Raw genomic sequence first — 17,943 nt, forward strand, 5'->3', positions numbered from 1 at the left:
TCTCATTAAGGGGTGATTTGGCAAAATGGGGAGTAGTTCATTATAGACAAAAAGTTTTAAATAATATGGGAAATATGATATAACTATCTTGTATATTACAACTGAAAGAATATGATGACAAAGAGCGACATTTCCTGTCAGGATTTTTCATTGGATGACGATACTCTACACGAAGAATGTGGAGTTTTTGGTATTCTTGGCCATGAAGATGCGGCAACATTAACAGCTCTCGGGCTTCATGCACTGCAGCATCGTGGGCAGGAAGCAGCTGGTATTGTTTCTTACTACAACAAAATGTTTCATCAAGAAAAACATCTAGGTCTTGTTGGTGATCACTATACAAACCCTGCAACACTTTCCCGTTTACCGGGGAATCGTGCTATCGGACATACCCGTTATTCAACAACTGGAGAAATAGCATTACGCAACGTTCAACCTCTTTTTGCTGAATTAAAAGTTGGAGGTATTGCTATTGCCCATAATGGCAATCTTACCAATGGTCTTACATTACGCCGCCAACTCATTGCTTCGGGTGCCATCTGTCAATCAACATCAGATTCAGAAGTTTTTCTTCATCTCATTGCACGTTCACGTTATGAATCATCATCTGATCGTTTTGTTGATGCTATTCGGCAAGTGGAGGGTGGATATGCCATGTTAGCGCTCACGCGCACTAAGCTCATTGCAGCGCGCGATCCAACAGGAATTCGCCCTCTCGTAATGGGTGATCTTGATGGTAAACCAATTTTTTGTTCTGAAACCTGTGCACTTGATATTATTGGAGCAAAATATGTCCGCGATGTTAAAAATGGAGAAATTATCATATGTGAAATAGAAAAAAATGGCGAAATTACTAAAAAAATTATAAAATCAGAAAATAAGAAACCAGAAAAACTTTGCCTTTTTGAATATGTCTATTTTGCACGTCCTGATTCAATCGTTGGAGGACGGAGTGTTTACACGGTCCGTAAAAACATGGGAATTTGTTTGGCCCAAGAAGCTCCTTGTGAAGGTGATGTCGTAGTTCCCGTTCCTGATGGCGGAACACCTGCTGCAATTGGCTATGCACAAGAAATTGGAATTCCCTTTGAACTTGGTATCATTCGCAATCACTATGTTGGCCGCACTTTTATTGAACCAACACAACAAATTCGTGCTTTTGGGGTCAAATTAAAGCATTCTGCAAATCGTTCTGTCATCAAAGGAAAACGTGTTATTCTCGTTGATGACTCCATTGTCCGTGGAACAACATCCCTCAAAATTGTGCGAATGCTCCGTGATGCAGGAGCAAAAGAAGTTCATATGCGCATTTCTAGCCCTATGATTTTCTATCCCGATTTTTATGGCATTGATACACCTAAAGTTGAAAGCCTATTGGCTAATCAATACCCAGATTTAAAATCCATGTGCAATTTTGTCGGCGCTGATTCATTAGAATTTCTTTCAACGGATGGTCTGTATCTTGCTGTAGCAGGAGAAAAACGGAATAACGCCGATCCACAATTTACTGACCATTATTTCACTGGGCAGTACCCTACACATCTGGTTGATCAAGAAAGCATCCCCAAAATTCATCAATCATCTGTCCTTAAAACAAGAGATTAATGATGACAAAACTTGATTTTAGTCTCTTTGGTCGTGTTGCACTTGTTACTGGTGCTTCAAAAGGTATTGGCTACCATTTAGCATTGGAGCTTGCAGCACGCGGTGCTCACATCATAGCACTTGCACGAACAGTGAATGGACTCACTGAACTTGATAATCAAATCCGAGGAAAAGGTGCTTGTGCAACGCTCGTCCCACTCGACTTACATCATATGGAACACATTGATAATCTTAGTGTTTCAATTGCTAATCGCTGGAAAAAACTTGATATTATGGTTGCAAATGCAGGAATTCTTGGAACGCTCTCACCAATAGCTCATATCGAGAACACGGTATTTGAAGATGTTTTTCAAATAAATCTTATAAGCCAATGGCGCTTAATGAAAGCCATGGAACCTTTATTGCGTAAATCTGATGCTGGACGAGTGATTCTGCTATCTTCAAGTGTCGCTCATATTGCACGCGCTTTCTGGGGACCTTATGCAGCCTCTAAAGCTGCTTTAGAAATTATTGCTCGTTGTTGGGCGGAAGAGTTAAAGCAAACCCTTATCAAAATTAATTGTGTTGACCCCGGTGCAACACGTACTGCCATGCGTGCACAAGCCATGCCCAGTGAGGATTCTCAGACTCTCCCTTCACCACAAGAAGTTGCAACAAAAATAGTTCACTTATCATCGCCTAATTTAAAAGAGACAGGAAGACTATTTAATGTCCGTAAAAATCGGTTTATGGATTACCATATACCTTATTAAGTCAACGCTTTGATTTATAAAAATAATTTATTATTTTGCGACTTGAATGAAAATTCTGAATACAGTAAACTTTTTCATATCGAATTCTTCTATGATGCATTAGAGAGAATCTCTTGTACATCATAAGAGGAATCAATGTGTGGATAAAGGACATTTAAAAAGAGGGTAGATACGCCTCTCATGGAGAGTCTAAATGCAAGGAGTGGTTGTGTACATTGGGAGCTTGTAAAATTATAATGATGGTGCAAGGCTTATATCCTCATAAGCATAAAGATAGCAGAACACAATGGACTTTTCGTTATATCCTTTACAAGTTTCCGTTGTAAAATGAGCTTTAGAGAAACAAATGTATTTTTTAAAGAAAGTCCATGAACTGCAGATAATGGTATAGTATTCTTAGTAAGAGATGTACCTCCATTAATCCATAGCCATAGATATGAAATGACCAATCTGAATTAAACTTCTCTCTACTTCTATTATTCTTTTTCAAAAATAAAATATAAAGTTTTATGTTTCTTGAGGAGTTTTAGCGCTGCTCTTTTTTTCTTCCAAAGCAGCCCGTTTATTATACGCTATGAAACTACAGGGGAGAAAAATCATATAGCCAACAGCTGTAATCAATAAAGTGTGCCATGTGTAAGTTGCAAGAAAACCCACATAAATAACAACGCCCAATATGCACGGTACGACAATATCACGCCTCAAACTTTGATCAATCGTTTTTGCATTCCATACCGGTAAACGACTAACCAATAGAAAAGCAATAATCACAGTATAAAGACTAAAAAATAACGCCCATCCCCAACTCGGCATCAAACCAAGAGCTCCTAGATACATAGGCAATAAAAGTAACAACGCCCCTGCCGGTGCAGGAACGCCAATAAAATAATTTTCCTGCCATTTTGGTATATCCATGTTATCTAACATCACATTAAAACGCGCTAACCGCAAACAACAAGCAACACAATAGACAAGGGCTGCTACCCAACCTACTTGATGAGCTTGAGTCAAAATAAAGGAGTAAACAATAAGCGCTGGTGCAACACCAAAATTAACCACATCAGCAAGAGAATCCATCTGCGCTCCAAAAGATGAACTCCCATCCATCAAACGAGCAACACGACCATCAGCACCATCTAGGATTGCTGCCAAAAGAACCATTAAAATAGCAGCCTCATAGCGATGCTCAAAAGCCAAACGAATGCTACTCATTCCTGCACAAATCGCCAAAACAGTGATAATATTAGGAATGATATATCGCATGGGTATAGGTGAACGCCACCGATTTGCAGCATCATCATGCTGCTCCTCAGGATTAAATGAAGAAAATAGTGAAAAATTTTTCATTGTTTGTCCTAATCAAATCTGAAGTCAGTTGTAGCACTCTTATCATCAAAAGAGCCTAGCACTGTTTCTCCAGCAATTGCTGTCTGTCCAACCGCAACACGCAATTTCATTTCAGTGGGTACATAAATATCAAGGCGAGAACCAAATCGAATCAATCCAAACCGTTCTCCAGTAATGACGGAATCCTTTTTTTTTGACCAACAAACAATCCTGCGAGCAACCATCCCAGCTATCTGTACCATACCAATTTTACCGTGCATGCTGTCAATCACCAGCCCATTACGCTCATTAAACTGGCTAGCTTTATCAAGCTCGGCATTTCTAAACTGACCTGGGTGATAAACTATAGATTCTACTGTACCACTTATGGGAATACGGTTAATATGGCACGAAAAAATATCCATAAATACGGAAACACGGATCATTTCTTTACTACCCAATCCTAATTCTTCAGGCGGGACACATTGCTCAACAAATGAGATCCGCCCATCAGCAGGAGACATAACCCAATTGGGATTCAAAGGGATCACACGCTCCGGATCGCGGAAGAAGTATATACACCACACCGTGAGAACAAGACCACACCAAAACAACGGACTCCATACCCAACCCAAAATGAGCGAAATAATAAAAAACACTACAATAAAAGGATAACCCTCTTTATGAATTGGCACAAAGCTATTATGGATCGATTGTAGAATACTCATGTAATTTCCTATTCATAGTATAACTTAAACAAGTAATAAATCTCTTTGTTCCTCCTTACCTTATTTGTACTTAATCAATCGCTCCATATAAAGTTATAAGTTACATTTTGCGCAGCTTATTTTTTACGATTAACAACGCCTGCCTCATCTTCTTCACGCATTTTACGTAATTTTTCTTCAGCTTGCGATGCTTCAAGCTGCTTATTCCACATTGAAGCATATAAACCTTTCTTACGTAAAAGCTCTGCATGAGTTCCATTTTCAATAATACGGCCATTTTTGAGAACTAAAATTTCATCCGCATTTATAACAGTAGAAAGACGATGCGCAATTATCAATGTTGTCCGTCCACGGCTTACGATATCCAATGCTTGTTGAATTTCCTGTTCCGTTGTCGTATCAAGAGCCGCAGTTGCTTCATCTAGAATAAGAAGTGGAGGAGCTTTTAACAGCGTCCGTGCAATAGCCACACGTTGTTTTTCTCCACCTGATAGTTTGAGTCCACGCTCACCTACCATAGATTGAAATCCTTCTGGAAGCATCCCAATAAATTGTGATATCTGTGCCATTTCAGCAGCTTTACACATCTCTTCCTCTGTAGCACTTGGGCGCCCATAGCAGATATTATATGCAATTGTATCATTAAATAACACCGTATCCTGCGGTACCATGCCGATAGCTTCACGCAAACTTTTTTGTGTTACATCACGAATATCTTGCCCGTCAATTGTAATGGAACCCGCATCCACATCGTAAAAACGAAAAAGTAATCGAGAAATTGTCGATTTACCAGCACCTGATGGACCAACAATTGCAACTGTTTTGCCTCCAGGGATTTCAAAATCAATATCTTTGAGAATCTGACGAGTCGGATCATAGGAAAACTTTACCTGACTAAACCGGATACTACCATCACGCACTATCAATGGTTTGGCATCTGATTTATCAATGATTTCCTGCTGAACATCTAAAAGATCAAACATGGCTTCTATATCAGTTAATCCTTGTCGAACGTCACGATAAATTGAACCAATAAAATTCAGCGGAATAGAAAGCTGTATTAAAAGCGCATTAATAAAAACGAAATCCCCTAAAGTCTGGGTCTTATGAAAAATTTCATAAGCTGACATCAACATCAGAATAGTCATTCCAATACCAAAAATAAGAGCCTGACCAAAATTAAGCCAGCTTAATGATGTCCAAATTTTTGTTGCCGCTTTTTCATAATTTGCCATAGAAGAATCAAATCGACGCGCTTCCAGAGTTTCATTGCAAAAATATTTGACAGTTTCAAAGTTCAAAAGAGAATCAACAGCGTGCGTATTAGCCTCAGTATCTGCAATATTCATTTTTTGCCGAATTCGAATGCGCCAATCACTTGCCTTGATTGTAAACCAAATATACAAACCAACCATCGTTACAACTATGAACAAATAATGCCATCCATAGCTTATGTAAAATACAAATGCTGTCAAAACAAATTCTAAAACTGTTGGCACTGTGTTCAGAATTGAAAATCTGACGATAGCTTCAATTCCCTTCGTACCACGCTCAATCACACGAGAAAGTCCGCCCGTTCGCCTTTCTAGATGAAATCGCAAAGACAATTCATGAATATGTACAAAAGTCTTATAAGCTAATTGGCGAATAGCGTGTTGACCAACGGTTGCAAAAATGGAATCACGTAACTGGTTTAATCCAGCCTGAATAATACGCGTAACATTGTATGCTAAAACCAAGATGATGGGAATAGCCCAATTGGATGGAAACCATACAGGGAGCTTAATGCTTGCATCAAGTGCATCCGTAGCATATTTAAAAAAATATGGCACACATATGAGAACGAGCTTGGCTAAAATAAGATAAAATATCGCCCATAGTACACGGATTTTCAGATCGCGCCGATCTACCGGCCACATATAAGGCCATAAATTATAAAGCGTACGTAGAATTTGCCCCGCACCTGATGACACGGTTTTTGTCATTTCACTCTGTTCCATAAAGTCCTTACTGTTTTATATTCACTCAACAGACGATAACCATCCTGTTGCTGTTTACAGATCATATCATCTCTTTGTCTATGCCTCCGGCAAACTATACGCCTTAACCTTGAGGTTAGACTGTTTTTGAAAAAGGAACAAGAAATAATCCGCCATAAGATTTATTATTTTGGTCTGTACGCTCATACCATTCTGCTGCAAATAAATTCTCAATTTTTACACGCTTTTTTTTCAATTCTGCTTGAAGCCACGTCTTTGATTTACCAATCTCTTTAAGTCCATCATCGATAATTTCGCCATTTTCTACTAAAATGACGGACTTCTTTCCCTCGTCCTTTTTAACGACAGAACACTCACCACTGGTTTCTAAATGAACAAAAGCGGCTTCATGTAAACTACAACCTTTAATTCGCAACATTGTAATCAAATCATTTACGCTGATACCTAAATTCTTAATCTTATCTATTTGAAATATACCATCTAAAACTAATGTGATATTTCGCCCTGCAATAAGACGACGAAAAAAAACTGAGTAGCGTGCAAAAAAATTAAGAGATGTCACCAAAGCTTGCCAAATACATAAAACAATCAGCAATTGAACACTACTAATATTCGGATTATAAACAACTCCTCCAATGATACTCCCCATCACAAAATTACTTACCAAATCAACTGGTGTCATTTGACTGAGGCTTCCGCGTCCCGTTGTTCTTAAAATCAGGAGGAAGGCTATAAGACCTACAACCAATTTAAATGTGACATACCCGTAATGATATAAAAAATCCATCAAACTTTCTCCCTTGTTATGAAAGCTGCTAGAATACGGAAATTATAAGCGTTTTATTTCCCACACGGTTATACGTTCACCAGTTTGTGAATCCTTGCTATCTTTGAGTAAAACCCCCTCGGCTGCAAGCTCATCACGAATTGTATCCGCAGCTTCCCACTCTTTATTATGGATAAGCTGTAACCTTTCGGCAATGCGTTGATCGATAATTTTTTTATCAAGGAAAATTTTTCTTACAAACAATGGGCATTCTACATCTCCAATCCACTCTTGCCGCAAGAGCCCAAATAAATTCATCCCATTTGCGAGAGCTGTAGCATTTCTTGCTTTATAAAATTTTCGCAAAAGAGTAAATGCACTCGGAGTGTTAAGATCATCACTGAGTGCGTTTAGCAAAGATTCATCAATCGATTCGTTGTTTCTTACTCCTTCTTTTTCACAGCGAAGCAATTGATACCAACGATAGAGTTCGCTACTAGACTGTGCCAAACGTTGAGCTGTCCAATTTAACGGTTCACGATAATGCGTTTGTAACATCGAAAAACGTGCAGACAAACCAACCCAATTTTTCTTCATTTCTTCTGTTAAAATACTACTAATCTCAACCAAATCACTCTCTAAAATAGAACGAATAGTTATAAAATTTCCAAGGCTTTTAGACATCTTTTTGCCTTCAACTTGCAAAAAACCATTATGCATCCAAAGATTAGCCATCCGCTCAGTTCCAAAAGCTGAACAACTTTGTGCAATCTCATTTTCATGGTGAGGAAAAATCAAATCGATACCACCACCATGGATATCAAAAATATTCGCTGTTGGATCATCACAGAACAAACCACCACCATAGGGTGCTAACAGCTTTGCCATCGACATCGCAGAACATTCGATATGCCATCCCGGACGACCTAAGACAGGAATTCCTGCTGGCGATACCCAACCTGGTTCCCCCTCCACAGAGGGCTTCCATAAAACAAAATCCATCTCTTCCCTTTTATAAGCAGCTACATCAACACGTGCACCAGCTCTCATTTCACCTAAAGAGCGTCTTGCAAATGCCCCATAATGGGGATGTTTTTTTATGCTGCTCACAGAAAATAATATATGATTTTCCGCTTTATAAGCATGCCCCTTTTCAAGCAACCTTTCAATCAAAGAGCGCATTTCTCCTAAATGATCAGTTGCACGCGGTTGACTCGTGGGCAGTAAACAACCAAGTGCTAGTGTGTCTTGTTGAAATTGAAAATATGTATGTTCCGTCAATTGGCGAATAGCTTCGTTAAGTGCTAGCTCTGGATATTCATAAACTGCTCGTGCATTAATTTTATCATCCACATCTGTAATATTACGTGCATATATAACATGATCACTGCCATAAACATGACGCAATAAGCGAAATAAAATATCAAAAACGATCACAGGACGTGCATTTCCTATATGCGCATAATCATAAACCGTTGGGCCACAAACATAAAGGCGTACCTTAGTTGCATCTATCGGTGTAAAATTTTCTTTTTTACGTGTAAGCGTATTATAAAATCGCAACTCTCTCATAAATTATACTCCGTTAGCGATACTACTCACCATTCTGCATGATGAATCTTACCCAAGATTATTGCATTATGTAGTTAGGTTAAAACTTTCATGTCTCTTATGTAAAATCCTCATAACTTCCCCCCTTCATCTAAGCTGTATCCATCATCTGTCACAAAAACAATCCAATTTATTTGATTGGATAAGAGCATTTTATCGATAAAAAGCATACCTTTCCTTGATGAGGAAACTGTCTTAAGAGAAAATTTGCAACGCGCTATATAACGTAAATTCATACAAAAAACGAATTACATATAAAAAATCTAAAATCTTTAACCACATAAAGATTTGTCGGAACTTTTTATAACCTCATGATGGTTTCCTTATTCTCTTTCATGCCCTAAATTCTATAACACACTCACTATTGGTAATAATACACAAAGCATTTTCGCCCTATTTTTTAACATATTCTCTACAACAAAATCATTTTATCCGCGATTGGAATCTACAAAGTCTTACTAAAAAGGAAAAGTAAAACAATGCGTAATATACTGATAAATATTACTTTTTTAACATTTTTTCTAGCTTTAACACCAACTTTTGCGCAACAATCTCCTCCCTATGAAACAAAATTGCTACGACTAGCAGAAATTTTGGGATCTTTGCACTATTTGCATAATCTTTGTAAGACTCCAACAAACCAATGGTATGACTACATGACCGCATTGATCGAAGCAGAACAACCAATGCCACAAAGACGCGCTTATTTTTACGAAGCATTTAATGAAGCGTATCGTGCCTTTTCAGAAAATTATCATCGTTGTACACGATCAGCAATTGAAGCAAATAAAAGATACGTTAAAGAGGGTAGAGCCTTGTCCGAAAGCCTTCTTACGCGTCTTAACAATTAACCCATAGAAAAATTCTCAAGCTTTCAAGATAGCTTGTCTTCACAAAATCGTTATGAGAACTTTCTACACGCACAAAATTATTCTACAAAGCCTCCTAAATCTTAATCTTGTCACGCCAAAGCTTCTATAAATTTAACAGGCTCACCTTGCGAAGGTGTGACAATTTCGCCTTCCCACATGACACGCATACCACGAATAATGGTCCCAACAGGCCAACCTTTAACTTTTTGACCATCATAAGGTGTCCAACCGGCACGCGAACCAATTAATGCATTCGTAATAATTTCTTCCCGCTTAAGATCAACAATGGTTAAATCGGCATCATATCCAACAGCAAGGCGCCCTTTACAGCTTATACCAAAAATCCGGCTAGGACCATGCGAAGTGAGATCAACAAAACGTTCAAGAGAGATCTTTCCTGCATTTACATGTGTTAGCATAATTGCCGTTGTTGTCTGTACACCAGTCATCCCTGAAGGTGAAGTTGGATAAGTTTTAAGCTTTTCCTCAAGCGTATGAGGAGCATGATCAGAACCTAACACATCAATAATACCTTGCTGAACGCCGTACCAAAGAGACTCACGATGGCGGCTTTCACGAATAGGTGGATTCATCTGAATTAATGTGCCAAACTGCAAATAATCATCAGCAGTTAACGTCAAATGATGCTGCGTAACTTCAATGGTTGCCACATCTTTATGTTTTTTTAGAAAATCAATTTCTTCCGCAGTAGAGAGATGAAGCACATGAATGCGCGCCTTCGTTTCATGCGCGATTTTCACCAAGCGCTGTGTACATTTTAGTGCTGCGACTTCGTCACGCCAAACTGGGTGTGATGATGCATCCCCTTCGATACACAACATTTTACGCTCTCTGAGCCTTGCCTCATCTTCAGAATGGAAAGCTGCACGACGGTGAATATTCTTCAAAATAAGACGCACACTCTCATCATCATCCACTAAAAGATCACCCGTAGAAGACCCCATAAAAACTTTAATTCCAGCAGCTCCAGGAAGTCTTTCTAACTCGGCTAATTCATATACATTTTCACGTGTTCCTCCAACCCAAAAAGCAAAATCACAATGCATCCGATGAAACCCGCGTTTTACTTTATCAGACAAAGCTTCCTCCGATGTGGTTAATGGATTGGTATTAGGCATTTCAAATACTGCTGTAACCCCCCCTAAAACCGCGGAATACGAACCACTTTCTAAATCTTCCTTATGTTCATTGCCTGGCTCACGAAAATGAACTTGACTATCGATAATCCCTGGTAAAATGTGAAGCCCTGTACAATCAATTACTTCACTAGCAGATACACATGTAAGATCCCCAATTTCAGCAATGCGGCCATTTGTAATACCAATATCACGCTTACTCCTTCCATCATGATTTACCACTGTTGCGCCTTTAAAAATTGTATCAAATGTTTTAAACATAGCCGTGCTCCTCATATATCCTTTCTTTATCGATTATGTAACTTTAGGCAGAAAGGCAAGATCCATGATTGAAAAACAAAATGCCATTCTCTTTAAAAACCGTAGAATTATTAAAGTTACTGGTGAAGAAGCAACACATTTTCTTCAAGTCCTTATCACGACAGATGTGACACAAATCGGCCCACAAGAAATTTTCCCTGGAGCTCTCTTATCTCCACAAGGAAAGGTTATTGCTGATTTTCTTATCGGTAAAAGAAATGATGGTTATCTGATTGATATCATTGCATCTTTAGCTGATACCCTCTACAAGCGTCTGCTTCTTTATAAGCTGCATACGAAAGTAGAAATTACACAACCATTACAAAAACTTGTTACAGTTTTTTGGAATAATGAATCAAATACTTTAAATTTTGATTCAAGTTTTATTGATAAGCGATTTACACAAAAAGAAAAAATAATACGATCCTATGGAAAAATACCTTTTTTTGCTCCAGAATATAATGATAAGTGGGATCGATTACGTATTCGTTATGCAATTGCAGAAAGCGGTCAAGATTACGAAATAGGTAAAGTCTTTCCTCATGATATTAATTACGATCAAATCAGTGGGCTAGCATTTAATAAAGGTTGCTATATCGGGCAAGAAGTTGTTTCAAGAATACATCATCGTCGCGCGGCACGTCGCCGTGTTTTAGTCGTAAAAAGCCAGCACGAATTAACCAAAGGCTCCAGCGTTAAAGCAGGAACAAAAATACTTGGTTCCCTAGGGACATGTGCTGCAAACGAAGCCCTAGTTTTAATACGCATAGATCATGTCAGAGATGCTATGAATAACAATATCCCATTTACAGTAGAAAATTCTCCCGTCACAATAAGCATTGCTGAGAATATGAATTTTACCTTCCCTGAAAGCACTGTGGAAACGCACTAATGGCTAAAACTGAATTATCAAAAAATGGAGAAGCACGTGCTTGGCAAAGAATGCTTTCTGGCCGGCGTCTCGATTTGTTAAACCCTTCTCCTTTTGATGTTGAAATCGAAGATATTGCCCACGGACTTGCCCGTGTTGCACGTTGGAACGGTCAAACACGAGGAGAACATGCCTATTCTGTTGCACAACATTCACTTTTGGTAGAACAAATATTTCAAAAGCTTTTTCCCCAATCATGTAGCAATGAGTGCTTGTGTGCCCTTCTTCACGATGCACCGGAATATGTCATCGGTGATATGATTTCGCCCTTTAAAGCTGTCATAGGAAAACAATATGAGCGCATCGAAAGACGTCTACAAGATGCTATCCACATGCGCTTTTCCCTCCCCGTTAATCCTTCTCAAAAGCTCTTAAGAAAAATCAAACAAGCTGATCGCATTGCTGCATTCTACGAAGCTATCACGCTTGCTGGATTTAATACAGAAGAAGCTCTTCGTTATTTTGGCTCTCCAAATAATATTTTACCCGATGATCTCAATTTGCAACCACACTCTACACAACAAATTGAAAATACCTTTTTAATCCGTTTTAGTAACCTTGATGCCCAGAGAGTGTACTAATATTCTTCTTGTATCATTCATCCTTTATTATTTTAGTTGAGAAGAATGCATGTATTAAGTTTTTGCCTTTTCTCTTTAACGCTTACTTGAATGAAATTATAAAAAGAATAATCCTCCCTCTTCCGTACATTATCCTATAGACATTGTTATACTCTACAACTTCTACCTCTATAATAACTTACAGCTTAAAACTAACGAAAAGCACATATTATTAATTTTAAGTTTTTGTGATATACTATCAATAAAAACTTCGAAACCTTTATGAGTTCACGAGTCAATAATATATAAATGAAATGATATATTAAAAATTACAGCTCAAATTGAATACAAACAAGAAATATATGAAAGAGTATACATTCATTATCAAAGCCCGATAACAAATGTACCCTTGGCAAACTTTTCATATTAAAGTGGATTTTATTTCAGTTTATAAACTTCTTTACCAGCTGGAAAAGCACGCGATACGACATCTTCTGCATAATTCTTGATTGCGGTCTCCATTGCTTGTTCAAGAGCACCATAACGACGCACAAATTTTGGTACATAAGTACTATAGCCCAACATATCTTCCATAACCAATACCTGTCCATCGCACTGATTAGACGCACCAATACCAATGGTCGGAATAGAAAGTTTTTTTGTAATCTCCACCGCTAAAGGTTCGACAACTCCTTCCACAACCACAGCAAAAGCACCAGCTTCTTCAATCGCTGTCCCGTCGGCTTCAATCCTTTGCCAATCACTCTCCTTGCGTCCTTGTGTTTTGAAACCGCCAAAACGATTTACCGCCTGTGGTGTCAATCCGATATGCCCCATAACTGGAATACCACGTTTACACAAAAAATCAATTGTTTCTGCTATATAAACACCGCCCTCAAGCTTAACTGCCCCACACCCTGTTTCTACAAGAATACGCGACGCATTAGAAAAAGCTTGTTCTGGACTTTCTTCATAAGAACCAAAAGGCATATCAACAACTACAAGAGCTTTCTTGGACCCACGCACAACCGCCTGTCCGTGCAAAATCATCATGTCTAAATTAACAGGAAGTGTTGTCTCAAACCCATACACAACCATACCAACACTATCACCAACCAAAAGTAAATCACAATATGGGTCAGCAATTCGTGCAGTATAAGCCTGATAAGCCGTCAAAGAAACAATCGGTTGTTGCCCTTTTCTTGATCGTATTTCAGAAGAAGTTATACGTTTCGTAGTTTTATTATGTACACTCATTTTCAGGCTTCTCTTGCAATATGTATTGATCAATAAGCCTCACTGTACCAAAGCGGACGGTGAGAAGCAAAACTGCAGGTTTTTTTAATCTCCCCTTAACCTCGCATAAGGTTTCCATATCTCGCAAATCCACCGATTCAATGATTGCGCGCGATTCTTGCTGTAAAATATCACGCACGATTTTGCATAATTTATCAACCGAGCGTTCACCTTGGCGATAAAACTTTTCAGCAGTCTTACCACTTTGAGGAATAATTTTTGCAGCTTTACGATCTTCTAATGTTAAAAGCTGATTACGTGAAGAACAGGCGAGTCCATCTTCTTCACGTAAAACAGGCACTCCAACAATTTCAATAGGAAAAGCCAAGTCTTCAACCATACGACGAATAATCAAAATTTGTTGAAAATCCTTTTCTCCAAAAAAAGCCTTATCTGGCTGGACAATGTTAAAAAGCTTAGCAACAACGCTAGTCACACCACAAAAATGCCCTGGACGTAATCTCCCTATCAAAATACGTGATAATTTTCCTACCTTCACAACTGTGTCATTTCCTAGTGGCCACATTTCTTCTAGAGAAGGTGCAAAAACATACTCAACTCCTGCTTTTTTCAACAAAGCATAATCACCCATCAAATCTTTTGGATATTTATCAAAATCCTCGTTGGGAGCAAATTGTTTTGGGTTGACAAAAATAGAAACAAATACTCTATCACACGTTTCCTTGGCTTGCTGCACTAATGCCAAGTGACCTTCATGCAGTGCCCCCATCGTTGGAACAAAACCAATCGAAAGTCCTAAACACCGTTCTTCTGCAATATATCGACGTACTTCAGAAATTGTTTTCAAGATTCGCATTTTCATATTTTATTGACTATTTATCAATTTATCAAATCAACAAATTAATGCTTGCATATGAAATTGGCGTTCAAATAATTGTATCAAATTCATGCGTACTGATGGCTGCTTTATATCCCGTGGTTCCCAGACATGACGCATTAAAAAGAAACCTGTTAGAATGAAACCGTTTATTATATCATTAAAATTTACAGGACGTGTCGTTCTTTGCACAAGAAACTGTGGTAAAATGAGAAGTTTCTCTTTCCAAGGGCGCCCCGCCTCCTCACATACAGCTCGTCCTGATTTTGGTGATACATAACAAAGTCTTTCTGTACTGCCCGTTGCAGCACAATGAGACAAATCAAGGCCAAAGCCAAGTTCTTCAAGAAGCCGCATTTCAAAACGTACAAGCAATTCTGCATTTATAAACCGCTCGTCAAAATTTTGCATAAAGAGATATAAAATATCGTATAAAATGGGATGCGGATCACGCTCAGGAAGAAGGCGTAAATGAAAAGCTATCAACTGCAGAGTATAGAGTGCCTCTGGGAAAAGAATTAATCGTGCAGCATGTAAGTTAAGCGCTTCAAGCCGAAAAAGCCCCAAATGTTCGTCTAAACGTGCCCACCATTCAGCCTCAACAAAATTCCCAGGTTGAAGAAGAGCTGCCAGACGACGCGAACGTCCCCCTTTTACTACTCCCATATAACGCCCACGCTGACGCGTCATAATTTCAAGAATAACACTTGTTTCACCATATTGGCGTGTCCCAAGGATAATGGCTTGTTCTTTCCATTTCATTTTGTTTTCAAAAATCCAATCGCATTTCGCGATAACGCTCTGGATCGGTATCCCAATTATCACGCACTTTCACAAAGAGAAAAAGATGGACTTTCTGTTCCATAATTTCCATTAATTCTTTACGTGCAGCTTGTCCAATCGCTTTAATTGTATCGCCTTTTGCTCCTAAAACAATTTTTTTTTGACTCTCACGCTCTACATAAATGACTTGATTAATTTTAACTGAACCATCCGAATACTCTTCCCAGCTTTCTGTTTCGACTGTTGAAGTATAAGGAAGTTCATCATGGAGACGGAGAAAAAGCTTTTCACGCGTGATTTCAGCAGCAAGATGACGCATGGGTATATCTGAAATTTGATCTTCCGGATAATACCAAGGACCCTCCTGCATCATTGTACTTAATACATGAAGCAAATCCTTACAACCAGAACCGTTTAAAGCCGAAATCATAAATGTCTGCACAAACGTCACTCGCTCATTAATTTGAGAGGTTAACGCTAAAAGGGATGATTTAACGACTGTGTCAATCTTATTAAGAACGAGAATCTTATCTTGTTTAATATTGTTCACAATATCTAACATTTTACAAACTTCATCCGAAAGACCACTTTGAACATCAATCAAAACTAAAAGGACATCAGCACTTTTAGCACCTCCCCAAGCAGCAGACACCATAGCACGTTCTAAACGCTTGTGGGGACGAAAAACACCTGGAGTATCAACCAACACAATTTGCGCATTATCATGAACAACAATACCACGAATTAAAGTTCGCGTTGTTTGTACCTTATGCGTTACAATTGAAATCTTCGTCCCAACTAACTGATTAACCAACGTAGATTTACCGGCATTAGGCATTCCAATAAGCACAACAAAACCAGAACGCGTTTTGGGAAGGTCATTCATGATTACTTTTTCCTATTGTTCCCATATTCCCTCTCGCCGTAAAATTTTTTCAGCCGCCATTCTTTCAGCACATCTCTTAGAATTTCCCTGCCCAATCTCCGGTGCAAAACCTAAAATGCTCACCTCTACCATAAAAACAGGATTATGATCTGGACCAGAACGCTTTATAACTCGATAATGTGGTTGTACACCGCCTTGTATATGCGCCCATTCTTGCAACTCTGTCTTGGCATCACGTCGACCAGCGTCCATCTGCTTTGCCCGACTTTGCCAATATCTTCGAATAAAGGGACGAACACTCTCCAATCCTCCATCAAGATACATCACAGCAATCAAAGCTTCAACCACATCAGCGTACATATTCGTAAGTCGACGCCCCTCGAAGTTTCTCATCTCAAAACCAACATGGATCATATCAGGTAAGCCCATTTCTTGCGCAATATCAGCACATGTCTGTGCATTAACTAAACCATTTAAACGTACTGATAATTCCCCTTCACTTGCCTGTGGAAAAAATTGATACAGCATTTCTGCAATCAAAAGCCCTAGAACCCGATCACCTAAAAATTCCAACCGCTCATAATTTCCCTGCCCAGAATCTTGTACACTAGAATGTGTTAATGCTTTTTTTAATCTCTCTTCATCTTTAAAATGATGCCCCGTCAGTTTTTCAAGCTGATCAATCATTGGACGCTTCATCGTTGATCCCTTGCTTGACAAGCGGTAAATCATGAACGGTATTGATAAAAGAAAACAAACGATTCCAACGTATATCAAATGGCCAGCGCCAAATCTGCCAAGCACTTGAACCATTACTTATAGAGAAAAAAATTATACTTGCTCGACCAATAAGATTCTCCTCTGGAACATAGCCCACATCCAAACGACTATCATCTGAATTATCACGGTTATCACCCATCATAAAATAATGCCCTAATGGAACTTCGAAAACTTTCGTGTCATCCACTTGCGGGATAAACGCTAAATCAAGTGTATTGTAGCTAACACCATTCGGCATTGTCTCACGATAAACGTCAACAGGGTAATTAACCTCTGTTATATCAGAATTATCAACCTTTCCCATAAAGTGGCGTGAAACAGCCTCGTCATTAATATAAAGAACACTTTGACGAACTTGTACACGATCGCCTGGTAGTCCAACAACACGTTTTATATAATCAATTTCTGGATTACTGGGTAAACGAAAAACCACAACATCTCCACGCCGAGGCTGAGATGCCCAAATACGTCCCGAAAAAATAGGGAGAGAAAAGGGTATGGAGAAACGAGAATACCCATATGCATATTTAGAAACAAAAAGATAATCCCCCACGAGCAAAGTAGGACGCATTGAGCCAGAAGGAATACTGAAAGGTTGAAAAAAAAGTGTACGAATAACCCCAGCTAAAAACAGAGCTTGTATTAAAACTAAAATAAATTCAAGAATTCCACCTTTTTCTTCCTTTTTATGCATTTTCTCTTTCTGGATCATTACAGACTACCTTCCCATAACAGATATAACTTATTTTTTA

General features: G+C 38.7%; 16 protein-coding genes and 1 pseudogene. 5 read left to right on the forward strand and 12 right to left on the reverse strand.

Annotated features, from left to right (window positions below; genetic code table 11):
* Positions 1-111 precede the first annotated feature (111 nt).
* Positions 112-1,605 (forward strand): amidophosphoribosyltransferase, encoded by a 1,494-nt coding sequence (gene purF, locus GQO39_RS00140; RefSeq protein ID WP_198039390.1) that lies wholly within the window; start codon positions 112-114, stop codon positions 1,603-1,605.
* 2 nt (positions 1,606-1,607) lie between these two features.
* The gene (locus GQO39_RS00145) at positions 1,608-2,357 is read left to right on the forward strand and encodes an SDR family NAD(P)-dependent oxidoreductase (RefSeq protein ID WP_156850427.1); all 750 of its coding nucleotides are present in this window, start codon (positions 1,608-1,610) and stop codon (positions 2,355-2,357) included.
* A gap of 507 nt (positions 2,358-2,864) precedes the next feature.
* On the opposite strand, the gene pssA is transcribed toward GQO39_RS00145, so the two are convergent.
* The 5 genes from pssA to cysS form a co-directional block, all read right to left on the reverse strand.
* Positions 2,865-3,704, reverse strand: a complete 840-nt coding sequence (gene pssA / locus GQO39_RS00150) for a CDP-diacylglycerol--serine O-phosphatidyltransferase (RefSeq protein ID WP_156850428.1) — start codon at positions 3,702-3,704, stop codon at positions 2,865-2,867.
* An 8-nt stretch (positions 3,705-3,712) separates the two neighbouring features.
* The gene (locus GQO39_RS00155; protein WP_156850429.1) at positions 3,713-4,411 is read right to left on the reverse strand and encodes a phosphatidylserine decarboxylase; all 699 of its coding nucleotides are present in this window, start codon (positions 4,409-4,411) and stop codon (positions 3,713-3,715) included.
* Between the two features lie 116 nt (positions 4,412-4,527).
* Positions 4,528-6,411 carry an ABCB family ABC transporter ATP-binding protein/permease gene (locus tag GQO39_RS00160; RefSeq protein WP_156850430.1) on the reverse strand — a complete coding sequence of 628 codons (1,884 nt, stop codon included), beginning with the start codon at positions 6,409-6,411 and terminating at the stop codon, positions 4,528-4,530.
* Positions 6,412-6,526: 115 nt separating this feature from the next.
* A complete protein-coding gene (locus GQO39_RS00165; RefSeq protein ID WP_156850431.1) occupies positions 6,527-7,198 on the reverse strand; it encodes a DUF421 domain-containing protein in 672 nt (223 codons plus the stop codon).
* A 42-nt stretch (positions 7,199-7,240) separates the two neighbouring features.
* On the reverse strand, positions 7,241-8,749 hold the full coding sequence (gene cysS / locus GQO39_RS00170; protein WP_156850432.1) for a cysteine--tRNA ligase: 1,509 nt from the start codon (positions 8,747-8,749) through the stop codon (positions 7,241-7,243).
* A gap of 518 nt (positions 8,750-9,267) precedes the next feature.
* On the opposite strand from cysS, the gene GQO39_RS00175 reads away from it, so the two are divergent.
* The gene (locus tag GQO39_RS00175) at positions 9,268-9,639 is read left to right on the forward strand and encodes a TIGR02301 family protein (protein ID WP_007552086.1); all 372 of its coding nucleotides are present in this window, start codon (positions 9,268-9,270) and stop codon (positions 9,637-9,639) included.
* Positions 9,640-9,749: 110 nt separating this feature from the next.
* On the opposite strand, the gene GQO39_RS00180 is transcribed toward GQO39_RS00175, so the two are convergent.
* Positions 9,750-11,078 carry a dihydroorotase gene (locus tag GQO39_RS00180; RefSeq protein WP_156850433.1) on the reverse strand — a complete coding sequence of 443 codons (1,329 nt, stop codon included), beginning with the start codon at positions 11,076-11,078 and terminating at the stop codon, positions 9,750-9,752.
* A 64-nt stretch (positions 11,079-11,142) separates the two neighbouring features.
* Between GQO39_RS00180 and ygfZ the strand changes: the two genes are divergently transcribed.
* Both ygfZ and GQO39_RS00190 read left to right on the forward strand, forming a co-directional pair.
* Positions 11,143-12,009 (forward strand): CAF17-like 4Fe-4S cluster assembly/insertion protein YgfZ, encoded by an 867-nt coding sequence (ygfZ, locus tag GQO39_RS00185; protein ID WP_156850434.1) that lies wholly within the window; start codon positions 11,143-11,145, stop codon positions 12,007-12,009.
* Positions 12,009-12,629 carry a YfbR-like 5'-deoxynucleotidase gene (locus GQO39_RS00190; RefSeq protein WP_156850435.1) on the forward strand — a complete coding sequence of 207 codons (621 nt, stop codon included), beginning with the start codon at positions 12,009-12,011 and terminating at the stop codon, positions 12,627-12,629. The genes ygfZ and GQO39_RS00190 overlap by 1 nt, the downstream gene beginning before the upstream one ends.
* A gap of 417 nt (positions 12,630-13,046) precedes the next feature.
* Here GQO39_RS00190 and panB read toward each other — a convergent pair whose 3' ends face one another.
* The 6 genes and pseudogenes from panB to lepB form a co-directional block, all read right to left on the reverse strand.
* Positions 13,047-13,865: a 3-methyl-2-oxobutanoate hydroxymethyltransferase gene (panB, locus tag GQO39_RS00195; RefSeq protein WP_156850436.1), complete on the reverse strand. Its 819-nt coding sequence runs from the start codon at positions 13,863-13,865 to the stop codon at positions 13,047-13,049.
* The gene (panC, locus tag GQO39_RS00200; protein WP_156850437.1) at positions 13,852-14,727 is read right to left on the reverse strand and encodes a pantoate--beta-alanine ligase; all 876 of its coding nucleotides are present in this window, start codon (positions 14,725-14,727) and stop codon (positions 13,852-13,854) included. Before panC ends, panB begins: the two co-directional genes overlap by 14 nt.
* A gap of 30 nt (positions 14,728-14,757) precedes the next feature.
* A complete protein-coding gene (gene recO / locus GQO39_RS00205; protein WP_007552093.1) occupies positions 14,758-15,504 on the reverse strand; it encodes a DNA repair protein RecO in 747 nt (248 codons plus the stop codon).
* A gap of 7 nt (positions 15,505-15,511) precedes the next feature.
* Positions 15,512-16,411, reverse strand: a complete 900-nt coding sequence (gene era, locus GQO39_RS00210) for a GTPase Era (protein ID WP_007552094.1) — start codon at positions 16,409-16,411, stop codon at positions 15,512-15,514.
* Positions 16,404-17,110, reverse strand: a pseudogene (rnc, locus tag GQO39_RS00215) (ribonuclease III). The gene era and the pseudogene rnc overlap by 8 nt, the downstream one beginning before the upstream one ends.
* Positions 17,091-17,903 carry a signal peptidase I gene (gene lepB, locus GQO39_RS00220; RefSeq protein ID WP_156850439.1) on the reverse strand — a complete coding sequence of 271 codons (813 nt, stop codon included), beginning with the start codon at positions 17,901-17,903 and terminating at the stop codon, positions 17,091-17,093. Before lepB ends, rnc begins: the two are co-directional and overlap by 20 nt.
* Positions 17,904-17,943 lie beyond the last annotated feature (40 nt).

The sequence above is a fragment of the Bartonella refiksaydamii genome (assembly GCF_902652675.1).
GTDB classification, from domain to species: domain Bacteria; phylum Pseudomonadota; class Alphaproteobacteria; order Rhizobiales; family Rhizobiaceae; genus Bartonella; species Bartonella refiksaydamii.